The sequence below is a fragment of the Aeribacillus sp. SP014 genome (genome assembly GCF_054055575.1).
On sequence record NZ_JBSRXI010000001.1, the window covers coordinates 2,365,479 to 2,379,479 of the forward strand.

The 14,001-nt window shown below is 35.9% G+C and carries 17 protein-coding genes, 4 pseudogenes and 1 CRISPR repeat array; of the genes and pseudogenes, 7 read left to right on the top strand and 14 right to left on the bottom strand.

Annotation, left to right across the window (positions count from 1 at the left end; translation table 11 throughout):
- Window positions 1-17: 17 nt before the first annotated feature.
- The gene (locus ACVIJU_RS11405) at window positions 18-1,127 is read right to left on the bottom strand and encodes an MDR/zinc-dependent alcohol dehydrogenase-like family protein (RefSeq protein WP_063388756.1); all 1,110 of its coding nucleotides are present in this window, start codon (window positions 1,125-1,127) and stop codon (window positions 18-20) included.
- 281 nt (window positions 1,128-1,408) lie between these two features.
- Here ACVIJU_RS11405 and ACVIJU_RS11410 point away from each other — a divergent pair, with 281 nt between their 5' ends.
- On the top strand, window positions 1,409-2,176 hold the full coding sequence (locus tag ACVIJU_RS11410) for an SDR family oxidoreductase (RefSeq protein ID WP_063388755.1): 768 nt from the start codon (window positions 1,409-1,411) through the stop codon (window positions 2,174-2,176).
- A gap of 73 nt (window positions 2,177-2,249) precedes the next feature.
- Here ACVIJU_RS11410 and ACVIJU_RS11415 read toward each other — a convergent pair whose 3' ends face one another.
- The 4 genes from ACVIJU_RS11415 to ACVIJU_RS11430 form a co-directional block, all read right to left on the bottom strand.
- The gene (locus ACVIJU_RS11415) at window positions 2,250-2,408 is read right to left on the bottom strand and encodes an IS3 family transposase (protein ID WP_456687944.1); all 159 of its coding nucleotides are present in this window, start codon (window positions 2,406-2,408) and stop codon (window positions 2,250-2,252) included.
- Entirely contained in the window at window positions 2,409-2,834 is a 426-nt protein-coding gene (locus ACVIJU_RS11420; RefSeq protein ID WP_117017532.1) for an IS3 family transposase, read from the bottom strand.
- Window positions 2,780-2,992 (bottom strand): IS3 family transposase, encoded by a 213-nt coding sequence (locus ACVIJU_RS11425; protein ID WP_456687945.1) that lies wholly within the window; start codon window positions 2,990-2,992, stop codon window positions 2,780-2,782. Before ACVIJU_RS11425 ends, ACVIJU_RS11420 begins: the two co-directional genes overlap by 55 nt.
- A gap of 137 nt (window positions 2,993-3,129) precedes the next feature.
- Window positions 3,130-3,507 (bottom strand): YmaF family protein, encoded by a 378-nt coding sequence (locus ACVIJU_RS11430; protein ID WP_063388754.1) that lies wholly within the window; start codon window positions 3,505-3,507, stop codon window positions 3,130-3,132.
- Window positions 3,508-3,688: 181 nt separating this feature from the next.
- Between ACVIJU_RS11430 and ACVIJU_RS11435 the strand changes: the two are divergent.
- The 4 genes and pseudogenes from ACVIJU_RS11435 to ACVIJU_RS11450 all read left to right on the top strand — a co-directional run.
- A pseudogene (locus ACVIJU_RS11435) lies at window positions 3,689-4,043 on the top strand (polymorphic toxin type 35 domain-containing protein); the annotation flags it as partial.
- A 105-nt stretch (window positions 4,044-4,148) separates the two neighbouring features.
- Window positions 4,149-4,490, top strand: coding sequence for a hypothetical protein (locus tag ACVIJU_RS11440; RefSeq protein WP_235600469.1), 342 nt, complete (start codon window positions 4,149-4,151; stop codon window positions 4,488-4,490).
- A gap of 130 nt (window positions 4,491-4,620) precedes the next feature.
- Window positions 4,621-4,989 (top strand): transposase, encoded by a 369-nt coding sequence (locus tag ACVIJU_RS11445; protein ID WP_456687634.1) that lies wholly within the window; start codon window positions 4,621-4,623, stop codon window positions 4,987-4,989.
- The gene (locus ACVIJU_RS11450; protein WP_456687635.1) at window positions 4,935-5,399 is read left to right on the top strand and encodes an IS3 family transposase; all 465 of its coding nucleotides are present in this window, start codon (window positions 4,935-4,937) and stop codon (window positions 5,397-5,399) included. The genes ACVIJU_RS11445 and ACVIJU_RS11450 overlap by 55 nt, the downstream gene beginning before the upstream one ends.
- An 86-nt stretch (window positions 5,400-5,485) precedes the next feature.
- Here ACVIJU_RS11450 and ACVIJU_RS11455 read toward each other — a convergent pair whose 3' ends face one another.
- Window positions 5,486-5,683 carry a hypothetical protein gene (locus tag ACVIJU_RS11455; protein WP_063386748.1) on the bottom strand — a complete coding sequence of 66 codons (198 nt, stop codon included), beginning with the start codon at window positions 5,681-5,683 and terminating at the stop codon, window positions 5,486-5,488.
- Window positions 5,684-6,402: 719 nt separating this feature from the next.
- On the opposite strand from ACVIJU_RS11455, the gene ACVIJU_RS11460 reads away from it, so the two are divergent.
- Window positions 6,403-6,585 carry a hypothetical protein gene (locus ACVIJU_RS11460; RefSeq protein ID WP_429653369.1) on the top strand — a complete coding sequence of 61 codons (183 nt, stop codon included), beginning with the start codon at window positions 6,403-6,405 and terminating at the stop codon, window positions 6,583-6,585.
- A 995-nt stretch (window positions 6,586-7,580) separates the two neighbouring features.
- Here ACVIJU_RS11460 and ACVIJU_RS11465 read toward each other — a convergent pair.
- The 8 genes and pseudogenes from ACVIJU_RS11465 to ACVIJU_RS11500 all read right to left on the bottom strand — a co-directional run bounded on the left by ACVIJU_RS11465 (window position 7,581) and on the right by ACVIJU_RS11500 (window position 13,793).
- Window positions 7,581-7,781, bottom strand: coding sequence for a hypothetical protein (locus tag ACVIJU_RS11465; protein WP_066252043.1), 201 nt, complete (start codon window positions 7,779-7,781; stop codon window positions 7,581-7,583).
- Window positions 7,782-8,042: 261 nt separating this feature from the next.
- Window positions 8,043-8,300, bottom strand: coding sequence for a helix-turn-helix domain-containing protein (locus tag ACVIJU_RS11470; RefSeq protein WP_063386746.1), 258 nt, complete (start codon window positions 8,298-8,300; stop codon window positions 8,043-8,045).
- Window positions 8,301-8,313: 13 nt separating this feature from the next.
- Entirely contained in the window at window positions 8,314-8,985 is a 672-nt protein-coding gene (locus ACVIJU_RS11475) for a GOLPH3/VPS74 family protein (protein WP_066252041.1), read from the bottom strand.
- Window positions 8,986-9,174: 189 nt separating this feature from the next.
- Window positions 9,175-9,294: pseudogene (locus ACVIJU_RS11480) on the bottom strand (transposase); the annotation flags it as partial.
- 77 nt (window positions 9,295-9,371) lie between these two features.
- Window positions 9,372-10,537, bottom strand: a protein-coding gene (locus ACVIJU_RS11485) for an IS3 family transposase (RefSeq protein WP_456687636.1) whose coding sequence is annotated in 2 segments (ribosomal slippage) — window positions 9,372-10,261 and window positions 10,261-10,537 — 1,167 coding nt in all. Because the reading frame shifts where the segments join, the coding sequence is not laid out codon by codon here.
- Window positions 10,538-10,720: 183 nt separating this feature from the next.
- Window positions 10,721-11,084: a CRISPR direct-repeat array (repeat unit 30 nt; unit sequence GTTTCAATTCCTCATAGTTAAGATAAAAAC).
- A 441-nt stretch (window positions 11,085-11,525) separates the two neighbouring features.
- A pseudogene (locus ACVIJU_RS11490) lies at window positions 11,526-11,845 on the bottom strand (IS3 family transposase); the annotation flags it as partial.
- A 157-nt stretch (window positions 11,846-12,002) separates the two neighbouring features.
- The gene (gene glnA / locus ACVIJU_RS11495; protein WP_063386744.1) at window positions 12,003-13,337 is read right to left on the bottom strand and encodes a type I glutamate--ammonia ligase; all 1,335 of its coding nucleotides are present in this window, start codon (window positions 13,335-13,337) and stop codon (window positions 12,003-12,005) included.
- Between the two features lie 48 nt (window positions 13,338-13,385).
- A complete protein-coding gene (locus tag ACVIJU_RS11500; protein WP_066246424.1) occupies window positions 13,386-13,793 on the bottom strand; it encodes a MerR family transcriptional regulator in 408 nt (135 codons plus the stop codon).
- Window positions 13,794-13,892: 99 nt separating this feature from the next.
- Here ACVIJU_RS11500 and ACVIJU_RS11505 point away from each other — a divergent pair.
- A pseudogene (locus ACVIJU_RS11505) lies at window positions 13,893-13,997 on the top strand (helix-turn-helix domain-containing protein); the annotation flags it as partial.
- Window positions 13,998-14,001: the final 4 nt, after the last annotated feature.

Genomic DNA, 14,001 nt, shown 5'->3' on the forward strand with positions numbered 1-14,001 from the left:
TTTTTCTCTGAAAGACATTACGGCACTAAAATGACTTTCAAAGATTTTTCCCCTTTTTCCATCAATTCAAATCCCTTTTCAAATTCTTCAAGCGGTAACTTATGAGTTACAACACCTTCAGTTGGGAAATCACCGTTAGCAATTCCTTCAATAACCAACGGGTAGCAATAAGGTCCTAAGTGTGATCCTAAAAGATCAAGCTCTTTACGGTCACTGATAATACTCCAGTCAACTGTTACAGGTTTGCCAAATACACTAAACTCAACAAAACGACCTAATTTTCTAATGGCAAGAAGACCTTGTTCAACGGAAGAAGGATGACCTGTAGCTTCAATGTATACATCACAACCGTAGCCGTCAGTCATATTTTTAATTTCTTGTACTACGTCAACTTTAGTCGGATTCATAACAATGTCGGCACCAAATTTTTTTGCTAACTCTAAACGATCTTCTTTTAGATCTAAAACTACTAATGTTTTGGCCCCGGATTTCTTAATTGCACCTATCATTCCTAAACCTAATGTACCGGCTCCGGAAAGTACAACGACATCTCCTAATTCAATCTGCGCACGTTGTACAGCATGTAAGCTACAAGCATATGGTTCTATTAAAATAGCTTTTTCAATTGGTAGATCTTTCGGAACCTTATAGTTAATTGCTTCTTTTGTAAACTTCATGTATTCCGCCATTCCGCCGTTTACATTGTTTTGAAATCCGTAAAGGTCATGTTTTTCACACATCCAATATTGACCACGCTTACAAAAACGGCATTCCCAGCATGGGACAATTTGTTCGGAAATTACGCGATCACCAATTTCAAAATCTGTAACAGCATCACCTTTTTGAACAATTTGTCCAATAAATTCATGTCCTGGAATCATAGGCGCTTTAATATAAGGAGGCTGTTTTTCATCTCCCCAGAAACTTGGCGCTCCATAGAATGCTTTTACATCACCGGCACAAATACCGCAAGCTTCCACTTTTACAATTATCTCTTTATCGTTTTCAATTTTGGGAGTCTCTACTTCTTCTAATCTATAATCTCCTGGTGCATAAGCAACAACTGCCTTCATTGTTTTTGGAATTTCAAAATTTTGCGATTTGTTATTAATAGCTGTTAATTTCATTATTATTTATCCCCTTTCCAAAAATTTTAATCGTCATTTAAAAGTAAATATTTACAAATAAAAGAAAAGAAAAAATGCAATCGCTTTCATTTGGTGGTTTTATTTTATCACTTACTTTTCTTTTTTGTCAATAATATTTATTTATTTTTATTTTTTGTTTCGTTATGAAAATATACTACCTTCATTTATTGACTAATAATAAAAAATGAAATAAAATGCATAAAAAAGCGAAAATTAATATTTTTTATTTTTAATATTATAAAAAAGAAAGGATGGTATTCATGTCTTTTCAAGGATATGATAAAAACTTTAACATTAAGGATAAAATTGCAATCGTAACCGGTGGTGCTAGCGGGATCGGAAAAGCAATTTCAGAACTGTTTCTTGAAAAGGGAGCAAAGGTTGCAATTTTCGATTTAAAAGAAAATGTAAGTAATATCGCAAAAGAAATTAATGATGAAAAAGCAATCGGGATTTATTGTGATGTAACAAATAATGATAGCATGGACCAAGCAATACAAATGGCGAAAAATTACTTTGGGAAAATTGATATTCTTGTAAACTGTGCTGGCATTGCTTTACTTGATGATGCTGAAAAAATTTCCGATGATTATTGGCAAAAAACGATTGACATTAATCTAACCGGTACATTTAAAATGTCACAAAAAATCGGCAATGTGATGATTGAACAAGGTCATGGGGGAAAAATTATTAATTTAGCTTCACAGGCAGCACTCATCGCATTGGATAATCATGTTGCTTACTGTGCAAGTAAAGCCGGCGTAATTGGAATGACTAAAGTTTTAGCTTATGAATGGGCACAATTTAAAATTAATGTAAACGCTATTTCCCCGACAGTTATCTTAACTGAATTAGGTAAAAAAGCATGGAGTGGTGAAAAGGGAGAAAAGGCAAAGAAAGAAATTCCACTTGGTCGTTTCGGATATCCTGAAGAAGTAGCTGCTGTTGCACTATTTTTAGCTAGTGATGCAGCAAACTTCATTACAGGGGAGAACATTGTAATAGATGGCGGTAATACAATTAAATAGAAGCATTCCTGTTAGGAAAGTTTGGTGTTTATGCCAAGAAAACGGACACGTTAACAGAGAGAAATAGCTGAATTTATGCAGCTACTTTTCTCTGGTTAGCGTAATATGCAGCTTCAAATTCACATGGCGATACATAGCCAAGAGCAGAATGACTTCTTTTACGGTTGTAAAAGCATTCGATATACTCAAAAATGTCTTGTTTCGCTTCTTTCCGCGTGCGGAATCGCTTCAGCTAAATAAACTCTTTCTTGATGAGGCTATGAAACGACTCCATACAAGCGTTGTCGTAACAGTTTCCACGTCTCGACATGCTCACTTGAAAATGATGTTCCTGTAAAAGTTGCTGATAGTCATTCGAAGCATATTGACTTCCACGATCCGAATGATGAATCACTCGTTCCGTTGGTTTTTCGTTGTTTAGAGCCCGTTGTAACGTTTTGATGACTAATTCTTTCGTCATTCGTATATCGATATACCATCCTACGATCTTTCGTGTATATAAATTCATAGTGCTCAATAAATACAACCATCCTTCATCAGTAGGAATGTACGTGATATCGGCCATCCATACTTCATTTGGAACCGTTGCTTGGAAGCTTTGTTTCAATAGATTAGAATATACGTTGTAAGGATGGTTACTGTTCGTGTGGCTTTGAATTTACGGACAGTAATGCATCTCAAGCCTTCTTCACTCATGATTCTAGCAACCGTCTTTTGAGACACACGAATCCCTTGTTTGTCTAGTTCTTGCGTAATTTTTGGACTGCCGTAAATCTTTCGTGACTTGAGATACTCATTTCGAATCTGTTGAGTCAGTGGACAAGGTCAAATCTACCTACACCAGCTCGAGGACTCGTATTCCTGTAGAACGACCTTGTCCTTTTTAAGCCTATAACCTTGGTTCCGCCGCATCCAATCTTCGAATAAGTTTTTTCAAATCTCCACATCAAGTTTTATTCACTACTTGTTTTTCCTCTGTATTGATGCGTGTGAGGTATTCGTCCGTTTATTGTTGTAACTCCAGAGAATTCGTGATAATGTCCCCCTCCTGGAAGTGGAATAGCCGGTCCGGTAACGCCACTTATCTCATGCCTATGCCCATCATTGAAGGAGGTAAAGGTAAAATAACGGTGTGTATGTGGAACACCACTTGGTGCAGGTTCTGTCACACCAACAAATTTATGACTATGGCCTACATCAAAAGAAGTAACTCCGGAGAATTGGTGAACATGTACAGGCCTACCGTCCCAAGTAGTAATATACAAGTTATGCGAGTGATGCGAATCAGAATCATCAGAATGAACCAAATAGCCGCTAACGGGTATCTCCATCGTTTTTCCCCCTTCATTCATTTTCCTCGTATCATATGATGATGGGGGTGTTGATGTGTGGGCTAGTATCAGATAGAATACCTCCCATATTTGCCTGCTAAACAAACTAACAATTTTTTCAACATTTTCATTCTTCTTTCTAAAAACGTAACCTCAAAACTCAACCGTCACTTTCACTTTCATCGGAACTTCTTTTGCAAGATATGGAGTTAACTATGCCATAAAAAAATTCGGAAAAAAAGCAGTCCAATTTGGTAAAGAGACATAGTTACGGAAAAGTATAGTCTTCTGTCTCAAAATTAGATAAAAATAAAATTCATTACATTATGCAATTAAAACACAACTGGCATAAGATAACGAAAAACAACTGGAATGAGGTTTCAAAAGTAATTTCACATGTGATGCGCTATGGGAAAGAATCTTCGTATAAGTCTGTAAGAAAGAAAACTTTAAAAATGAATGGCCATACTGTTACTGTTACCTTTACACGAATTCGTGGGCAAATAAAAATAAGTGATGCGTGGGTGAATAAGTAATGATAAAAAATTTAGATAGTCTTATATTTTCTAATAATTTTGAAAATGCCAAAAGATTAGTTGAATCAATAGATTTTAAGACATTTTCTGAAGAAATTCTTTATAATGCGTATAATAATTGTAGTATTATTTATTTTAGTTTTCTTAAATTACTTATTAATTGAAAATGAGACTAGTAAAATACATGACCTTGCATTCTCCCTATTAGTAAATCCATTAAGCCATTTGGAAGGTGCATATAATTCAGCACTATATCATGCATTGAGATCTGTTGAGTTAACAAATAGAAAAGATGTGGGAAGTTTAGAAAATTTACTATTTTTAAATACCATACCAGATAAACTTATTAGTGACGAAGAAGCAATTAAAATTTGTAAGGAAATTTTAAAGCTCGATAATAAAAATGAATTGGCTAAAGAATCCCTAAGTGAATTATTACAAAATTAAGGAATATTTTAAAAATTTATTTTATGGACTGCCCCTTTTCTTTCGGTGAAATATCAAAAATAATGTTTAAAAGTATAATGCTCCCATAAGGTGAGACACATGAGCGTGATAAATAAGTTATAATGATACCATGAAAAAAAGAAACCGATATACCGCAGATTTTAAAGCTAAGGTGGTTCTTGAGGTGTTGCGTGAAGAGCCAACCGTCAATGAAATAGCCGCCAAATATGAATTAAGCCCAGTCATGGTCAGTTGTTGGAAAGCAGAATTTCTAGAACGATCCTCGATGGTCTTTGAAAAAGGCTCAAGCGAAGTGGATAAAATCCGTAAAGAATATGAGGCCAAACAAGAAAATTTAGAGAAATTGGTAGGTCAGTTAACGGTTGAAGTTGACTGGCTGAAAAAAATCTGGGCTCAAATAAGTCTGTTGACGAACGAAAAGCTATGGTCGAATTCAATCACCCATCGATCAGCATCAAGCGTCAGGCACAGTTATTAGGTATTCATCGTACTAGCGTGTATCGCCAATCAAAGGGGCAAACAGAAAGCTCAGAAAACATCATGCTCATGCACGAAATGGATATGCTTTATACAGCTCATCCCTACTTTGGCTACAGGCGCATGACTGCGAAACTTCGTGAGAAAGGATTTGATGTGAATCGTAAACGCGTACACCGTCTCATGCGTCTTATGGGTATACAAGCTATTTACCCTAAACCCAACCTTAGTAAGAGGCTACATGCCAAGTACTGCCGACCTTACCTGCTCCGTGGATGGGAGATCACCCATCCGAACCATGTGTGGGGAGTGGATATCACCTACCTTCGTATGGGACGGGGCTTTATGTACCTGTTTACCATTATCGACTGGTTCAGCCGCAAAGTGATCGATTACGAGTTATCTAGTTAACTAGCACGCTGGAGAAAGGATTTGTCATCAACTGTCTGAAGCGGGCATTACGTCATGGTAAGCCGGCCATCATCAATAGTGACCGTTTAACTGAGCACCTCAATATGATCTATTTCGTCTTCGTATATACAAATAGCAATAGGTTGATCTGATAATTCAATGGACAAACTATCCTGTTCTTCTTCAAAATCTTCCTTGTCATTATAAGTAGCAAAGCCTTTGATCGATTCGCCATCTTTCGTATAAACAATCACACTTTTTCCACTATATTCCCATAATTTCATGTTCATCTCTTCTTTCAATAGGCATGACATGAGTTTCTGATTTAGAATCGTGTTTTTAAACGGTTACTTGGCGTTTAAGTCCTATTAAACAATGAAATATGTACGTCTATATCCCGTCAGCCTAAACAACTTCTTTATGGTTCCAATTCCTTTGCGATCAAATTCAAGAGTCCTCGTACCAGCTACTGATGGATTAGTTTCTGTTAGACAACTTCCCCTAACAATCCTTTCGCTCGATTTTTTTTAGTTTCTTATAAAACGTTTATAGACTTTTAAATATTCTTATAACTTTTTTCTTATTTGGTTATATTTACTAATTAAGAATATCATGTTTAATTTCATTTTCAAAGTTACTTATTTTTCATTGCATCGCTTTACTTATTTTCTTTATTTATTATGCATAGTAAAATAAACCCATATGGAGGTGAACAAATGGATGACTTAGGAAAAATAATTGCTCTAGCTATTTCGATCCTGACGCTTCGTTAACTCTGGCTCACCAACCGAAAGACGAAATTAGAGATCGAAAAACTAGAGTAAGAAATTAGAAGACAGAGAAGATTAATCCTCCCTTCTCGATCCTAAGTATACCATAAAAATTATGGATATATTACTAATATTAATTATTGTTATATGGGTGTTCATTGTTTTATTAGGCGTCCGTTATTTATTTCTTAGAAAGAAACGGGAACACTTGAAAAAAGTGAGGAATAAATTAAATGCCGAAAAAACAAACCGAGGCGAATAAAAAATGGCAGCAAAAAAAAGAATACGCCAAATATTTAAGCAATCGTTCAAGGGCCAGAAGTTTTATTAGAAGACAGGCTACTTTGAATGATTTAGAGGAGTTGAAGCAATTAATAAAAGAACGTGAGGAACTTTTGAAATCTTCCCCAGATTAAATTGGCATGACCGCAAAGGCCATGTTTTTTTGAACAATTTTTAAACAGAGGGCTAACACAATTGATGATGAGCTATAACACTTATCATACATTGATGTACTTTTCTAATATTTCCATCTGCTTTTTTAATTTTTTCAAAGTCACAGTCAATTTCTTTTAATAAAAATTTCACCTTTGTTCATAAAAAGCATCCTGTTTATTATTTTAAATCAGAATATTCTAAATAATCAATTTTTAACAAACAAATAGACCCACTCGTATGAGTGGAGTTTTTATTTTGAGACAATCTGATCAGCCTCTATTACCTAATTAAGAAAATAATCTAAAAACTTTTCGGTAGTTTTTTCTTAAAATTCCCTTTTTTATTTCTATTTGGTTCACCACCAAAAGATGTACTTGATTTTTACATTAAAATGTGATAGAGGTCTATAAACGGATACGCAAAGTAAAACGTTGGATATTTCTGTATCCATATCCTCGACGTTTAATCTGTTTTCTGCAAGAAAAAATTACAGAGTGTTGCAGTATATCTTTATCAAAATTTTGTATAAATATACATATATATGATCTATCCATCAAGGGCTTGACATGGATCTTCTGTAGCCATGATTCTTTAGCCAAGCGCCAGCTTCAACAGTTTCGGCAAAACCAAAAAAGGTTATCATGGCTCCTCCTCCATGTAAAGCCCATTGCATATCACTGAATAAGGATTTTGCAATTCTCTGCACTTTTAATTTGCAAAAAACACAAATGGGACAGCGCAGCCTCCCAACAATTTCAAGCGCGGCATCACCTCCAAATAATTCATTCCACTAAAATAAAAAAGCCCTGCCAAACGGCAAGGTTATAGCTTGTTGACAAAATGGCATAGCTGAAAAGAACCTATATGCTCTTTAAAGATGGTGTTGATTAAACCATCAATTGATCATTTATTGAGTTTGCAAATCGAGGAACGTGGATTCAAATGATGAGACAAAGATTTTTAGTTATCGTTTTTAGAAAACCCGCCTTCTTCCAAATCTTAAGAGAAAAAGAGCAGCGATTAAGAAAAATGGGATAAATCTTCTTCTAAAGCCGGTGCGAATAAACATTCCTCCTCGTACTGGATCGACCCATTCTATTACTCCTCTATGAACCCATCCATTACGATCGATAACCTCAACTGGCTCTCCCTGATATCTCCCTAAATGTTCCACTTTATCCCTCCTTTCTGACAAGGAGATTTTTGAATATTGGTGGACGGCTAATTGCGATCCCTGCTTTTAAGTTATGTTTTTAAAAAAGAGTTAGATTGGACAAACTCATCAACTATAAGAAAATTCCACAAATTATCTAATAAATAATACGATACCATTTAATTGTATTTCCAATTTATGCAAAATGGTGTGTTACATTAAAAGAGCTCAGATCTAAACCAGATCTGAGCCCAGCTTGTCAGCATTTGACCAAATTAACAACTATAACAGCTTCTCTTTAATTTCTTTTATTGTTAGCCCTTCTTCTTCTTTCAACCTTTTTATTTCTTTCAATCGTTCAAGTGCTTTCACACGAGGATATCTTCTCATCAATCTGGTATCTTCCTGTTCAAAAGGAACGAGTCCCTCCTCGGTATAAAATTTAATGGTACTGTAACGAACACCAGAAAGTCGAACTAATTCACTAATACTTACAAACTCTGATTTCTTGATTTTCTCTAAACTTCTCCGTTTTGCCATTTACTTTCACCTTTTATGTTGCAGCAGATGCACTGGTAGTAATTGCAGCATCCATATTTCGAATTGCTTTATCAATAGATTGAATGGTTTCAAATACCTTTTCTTTTTTAAGTTGCTCTATTTTTCGTTTCAATTCTTTGCGCTCGAAATCAGAAAAATAATCATTTAACATTTTCTTCGCATTTAAGAACAATACTAATACAACGGTATGCTCTTCCACATTACCTTCTTCTAATAATTCAGCACGGATTTTTTCAACAATGTAATTGCGGGTGCTTGCAACATCTACATATTTTTTCTTTGGTAAGACAAACAAGATTTCGGTATTTTCCACTTTTAGAACATCTATTTCTACAAGGCTTTCTACCACTAATTTATAAATTTCACGTTGCTTATACCAATGCTGATAAAAATAAGATGCCCAATTTTTAACTTTTTTCGGTTTTTTCGAAGTCATGATTTCTAATAAACGGTCAATGGCCTTATCTCCAGTAGGAGTAGAATCCAAGATAGTTACTGTATTATCGTCTTCAAATTGTACCTTTCCTTTTAGAGATAACTCGACTAGACAGGCCATGACTGTATAGAGTGCGATGTGCTGCCGGAAAATCGATTTTAGTTTATTTGTTTCACGGTCTAAAGCTAATAATACAAATTCTTGAGGAATAGTTAAATCTTTTAACAATTGACTTACCTCCTTAAAAATGTATTTACGATTTTCCTACTTATCACTTACTACTTATCACTTACTACTTACTATATGTGATTAAGCAAAAAAATGCAACCCCAATATTTATGATCCAGGAAGACAACCTCAACCAAAAATACTGAAGAATGATCAAATGCTTATGTAAATCGATTAGAATAATCCGGTTCAGTTATGTAAAAGTTTCAGCCATCGACGTACCATGGAATGACTAATTCCCAATTCTTTTGCCACCGCTTTGTATCCCATACCCTCTTTCAAATATAAATCCACCGCTTTCTTTTTAAACTTTGCATCATATCATAGAAAAATCCCCTCCATAGTAGACTGGACTGACCCACCTATTTGAGACACAGAAAAAACACCTATGCTGCCTGTTTCCTGAACTCAATAGGAGACAGGTAGTTTAATTTGGCCTGAATTCGAATTTGATTATAATAATAGATGTAATTCTGAACCATTTGTTTTACAATAGAGTTAGTGAGATTTTGTTTTTCTTGTGAATAGAATGTTTCAGACTTTAATGAAGAATGAAACGATTCTATTACGGCATGATCATGGCAGTTTCCTTTGCGGGACATGCTCGTGGTAATGCCTTTTTCTTTGGCTAAATGTTGAAAAGCATAAGACGTATAGACCGCCCCTTGATCGCTATGGAATAACACTTGTTTTGGTTGTCGCTCTTTTACGGCCATTTCTAGTGTCTTTAACACTAGCTGAACATCCTGTCGGTCGCTGATTTGATAGGCAATAATCTCATGATTGTATAAATCCATAATGGTTGACAAGTAAAGCATCGAAGTACCAAACGGCAAATAAGTGATATCCGTTACCCACTTTTCATTTGGTTGAGAAGCCGTAAAATCACGGTTTAAACGATTCGGTACGATGATTTTACTTTCTCCATTGATCCAATTTTGACGTTTTTTCTTCACACGGCATTGAAGATTCCGTTTTTGCATGATTTTTTGTACGGTTTTGCGATTCAACTTGATTCCATATTTAAGCCGTAGGACTTCTCTTACCTTGCGATGACCATAACGATAATGATTCTTTACACAAATTTCTTGAATCAACCGTTCTAACTCTGATTCCATCATGAACTCTTCCCATTTCTTTTCCCATCGATAATAGGTCGATCTTGGAATTCCTAAACAAGAACAGATAAGGGTAACAGGATATCTGTCTTTTAACTCTCTTACAACTTGGACCACTACTTCTGGCACCATCTCCTCTCGAGTTCCTTGTACTTTTTTAAGATTTCCAATTTTGCTTCTAGCTGACGGTTTTGCATTTTGAGCTGTTCCATTTCATTTAATTCCTGTGCCCCTTTCCCCCATACATATTGCTTCCCTACAGGCTGAGAAAACCGATGAGTTTCGCCATGTTTATACCATCTCATCCATGTCTTGATCTGCGTCTTATTTTTAATCCCTAACGTCTCCATAATTTCTCGGTTGGTATACCCTGCTTGTTTCATCTCGATAGCTTTCCACTTGATCTCCTCTGGATAATGAACTCTTGTCCCCATAAGTAAAACACCTCCACAAATCGAAGTAAGTTATACATTCGATTCAGGAGGTGTTTTTTCCTTGTCCCATTTTACTGGGTCACTTCATAGACAGATTAATGGGCTTTCTTTTTTCTGTCTACTATAAGGGGATCATATCAAAAGGCCGTGCTTTTTGTTTAAAGCTTTTCTTCATAATTTAAGATGAAAACTCCTCATAGTTAAGATAAAAACGTCAAATTCATCTGGAATTTCATTTAGCATTTCTTCGTTTCAATTCCTCATAGTTAAGATAAAAACTGATCCTGATGTTCCCCATGTCTCCTTTTGCGAGGAGTTTCAATTCCTCATAGTTAAGATAAAAACATTTTTACAACCCGTTTCAGGTGATCATCTTCAACGAAGTTTCAATTCCTCATAGTTAAGATAAAAACGGCTTGCCAACCTGATGTCCGATCTTGAACAAGCATAGTTTCAATTCCTCATAGTTAAGATAAAAACGTTCTTCCACTTCCATTTTTACCTTCTGTCCTTGCTGGTTTCAATTCCTCATAGTTAAGATAAAAACCCAAAAAAATGTTGTTAAATAAGCATTTCATTTTTAATGCTTGACTGGTTATTTTTATTTTAGCGAAAAGGGGAATTTTTATCAAATCTTTGATTTGCTTAGGCTCAATGAAGATTTGAAAGAGTCGTCGATCCCCGGGGATTTTTGCACGATTGGGGGTCGACGACTCTTTTTTATTTCCGTTTAAAACAGATTTCAAAGTTTGCCTGCCGACAATGAAATCCATGTTGTATCAACCATTTTACATGATCCATCTGTTTTAATAAAGTAAACATCCGGCTCATTCCCTTCTCATTCAATTGAAGGAAGAGTGAGACCATATTTAACATTTCATTCAGGAAAATTGGTTTAGGTCTATTCGATCGGTTCCTACGATCTAAAATAAGAACATGATCTGAAAAATGATTGGTAGTTTTTACTTAAAATTCCTTTTTTCTGTTTGAGGTGTTTCTCTTTGTACTCCAACGGGCTTAAATACCCAAGTGTTCCATGGATTCTAATATATTAAACCAATGAACATAATCATCTAATTTCAGTTTCAATTGGTCTAAATTTTCGAAATATCTACCCTTAACAAATTCTGTTTTGATAATTTTAAAGGTTGCTTCAGCTACTGCGTTGTCATAGGGACAACCCTTCATGCTTAACGACCGATTAATCTAAAAAATATCTAGAGCTTCATCAATTGTCTTTTTCTTGAATTCATTGCCTCTGTCTATGTGGAATAATTGAATTTGCCGTAAATCTGCTTTCACTTTTGATCAAGATTCGATGCGTAAATATGAAGAATACACCTCATCAATTATGGAGTAATTTTTTTTCAATTTTTGTGGGTGCTTTTTATTGAAAGTTAGATTTATTGTTTTCACCCACAAATATAAAACCCCTCCAACGCTTGAGCGTCAAGGGGTTTCGGGATTAATATTGAGTGATGTATTGTTCGCGCTCCCATGGGTGCACTTGAGTTCTAAACATATCCCATTCGATCTCTTTTGCTTCGACGAAATGTTCGAATAAATGGGATCCTAAAGCACTGACAATGACTTCGTTTTGTTTTAAGTTTTCAAGTGCCTCATATAATGTTGCTGGAAGGTCGACAATGCCGTTTTCGATGCGTTCTTCTTTTGTCATCACATAAATGTTGCGATCTACTGGTTTTGGCGGAGTTAATTTGTTTTTAATGCCATCGAGACCAGCTTTCAAGAGTACAGCCATGGCAAGGTATGGGTTTGCAGATGGGTCAACGCTGCGCACTTCAATACGAGTGCTCATGCCGCGAGATGCAGGAATCCGGATTAACGGGCTTCTGTTGCGGCCGGACCATGCAACATAGCAAGGAGCTTCGTAGCCAGGCACTAAACGTTTGTAAGAGTTGACAGTTGGGTTTGTCACAGCTGTAAAGCTTGTTGCATGTTTGATGACACCTGCAATGAATTGTAAAGCTGTTTCGCTTAATCCATCTTCTGTATTTGGATCGTAGAATGCATTTTCACCATTGCGGAATAAAGAAAGGTTGCAGTGCATACCTGAACCGTTGACGCCGAACAATGGTTTTGGCATGAATGTTGCGTGCAAGCCGTGTTTACGGGCAATGGTTTTCACAACAAGCTTAAATGTTTGAATGTCATCACAAGCTTTGATGGCATCTGCATATTTAAAGTCAATTTCATGCTGACCAGGTGCTACTTCGTGGTGGGAAGCTTCGATTTCAAATCCCATTTCCTCAAGTTCCAACACAATGTCGCGGCGGCAGTTCTCGCCTAAATCAGTCGGCGCAAGATCAAAATATCCGCCATTATCATTCAATTCTAATGTTGGTTCACCCTTTTCATCCAGTTTGAATAAGAAAAATTCCGGCTCAGCACCTAAATTAAATGCTGTAAATCCGAGCTCTTCCATTTCCTTCAGCACTCGTTTTAAGTTGTTGCGCGGATCTCCTTCAAAAGGCGTTCCATCAGGATTGTAAATATCGCAAATTAAGCGGGCAACTTTCCCTTTTTCCGCTGTCCATGGGAAAATGACAAACGTATCTAAATCAGGATACAGATACATATCAGATTCCTCAATGCGGACAAATCCTTCAATAGATGATCCGTCAAACATCATTTTGTTATCCAACGCTTTTTCTAATTGGGAAACAGGGATTTCAACGTTTTTAATCGTTCCCAAAATGTCAGTGAACTGCAGGCGGATAAATTTTACGTTTTCTTCTTGGACTAAACGAATAATATCTTCTTTTGTGTACTTTGGCATATTATTTCTCCTCTCATATATAAAAAATAAATTTATATAGCGATATTATCAATGAAAGAACCGTGAAAGGTCTCCTTGTCTTAATGTTGCACGGTTCATTCTTCCAGCATGGAGAAGTTCTTCCTTTAATAGTTTGCGAAGTTCGGCATCAGATAAATCTGATTTTTCTTTTACCAATGAGGATCTTTCGGAAGTTTGTCTTTCTTGTTCGTTTTCTTTATACGCAAATATTTGCTTAATACCTGCCATATTGACACCCTGCTCAATCAACGATTTAATTTCAAGCAATCTATCGACATCATTGAAGGAAAATAACCGGCGATTGCCTTCCGTTCTCGCAGGGGAAATAAGACCATGTTCTTCATAATATCTTATTTGTCTGGCAGATAGTTCCGTCAGCTGTTTTACGATGCTGATTGGAAACAACGGCATGGAACGGCGGTCTTGATCATTCATGCTCTTTTAGCCCCTCCTTCCTTTTGCTTATCTACATTATAGATGAATGTAAGATATCATGTCAATATAATGTCACAAAATTTAACATGGTTTTTTATACAAGGAAAACTTTATCGTTTGACAGCCCATTTAACGAATCGAGAATTGGCAAATATGATCGGAACTACCCTAGAAACCGTAAGCAGAACGCTGAACCAGATGAAATGTT

Excerpts from the sequence above, each read along its gene's own strand:
- ACVIJU_RS11405 (WP_063388756.1), bottom strand. The coding sequence starts at position 1,127 with ATGAAATTAACAGCTATTAATAACAAATCGCAAAATTTTGAAATTCCA.
- ACVIJU_RS11410 (WP_063388755.1), top strand. The coding sequence starts at position 1,409 with ATGTCTTTTCAAGGATATGATAAAAACTTTAACATTAAGGATAAAATT.
- ACVIJU_RS11430 (WP_063388754.1), bottom strand. The coding sequence starts at position 3,507 with ATGGAGATACCCGTTAGCGGCTATTTGGTTCATTCTGATGATTCTGAT.
- ACVIJU_RS11440 (WP_235600469.1), top strand. The coding sequence starts at position 4,149 with ATGCGTATAATAATTGTAGTATTATTTATTTTAGTTTTCTTAAATTAC.
- ACVIJU_RS11445 (WP_456687634.1), top strand. The coding sequence starts at position 4,621 with ATGAAAAAAAGAAACCGATATACCGCAGATTTTAAAGCTAAGGTGGTT.
- ACVIJU_RS11450 (WP_456687635.1), top strand. The coding sequence starts at position 4,935 with ATGGTCGAATTCAATCACCCATCGATCAGCATCAAGCGTCAGGCACAG.
- ACVIJU_RS11455 (WP_063386748.1), bottom strand. The coding sequence starts at position 5,683 with ATGAAATTATGGGAATATAGTGGAAAAAGTGTGATTGTTTATACGAAA.
- ACVIJU_RS11460 (WP_429653369.1), top strand. The coding sequence starts at position 6,403 with ATGCCGAAAAAACAAACCGAGGCGAATAAAAAATGGCAGCAAAAAAAA.
- ACVIJU_RS11470 (WP_063386746.1), bottom strand. The coding sequence starts at position 8,300 with ATGGCAAAACGGAGAAGTTTAGAGAAAATCAAGAAATCAGAGTTTGTA.
- glnA (WP_063386744.1), bottom strand. The coding sequence starts at position 13,337 with ATGCCAAAGTACACAAAAGAAGATATTATTCGTTTAGTCCAAGAAGAA.
- ACVIJU_RS11500 (WP_066246424.1), bottom strand. The coding sequence starts at position 13,793 with ATGAATGATCAAGACCGCCGTTCCATGCCGTTGTTTCCAATCAGCATC.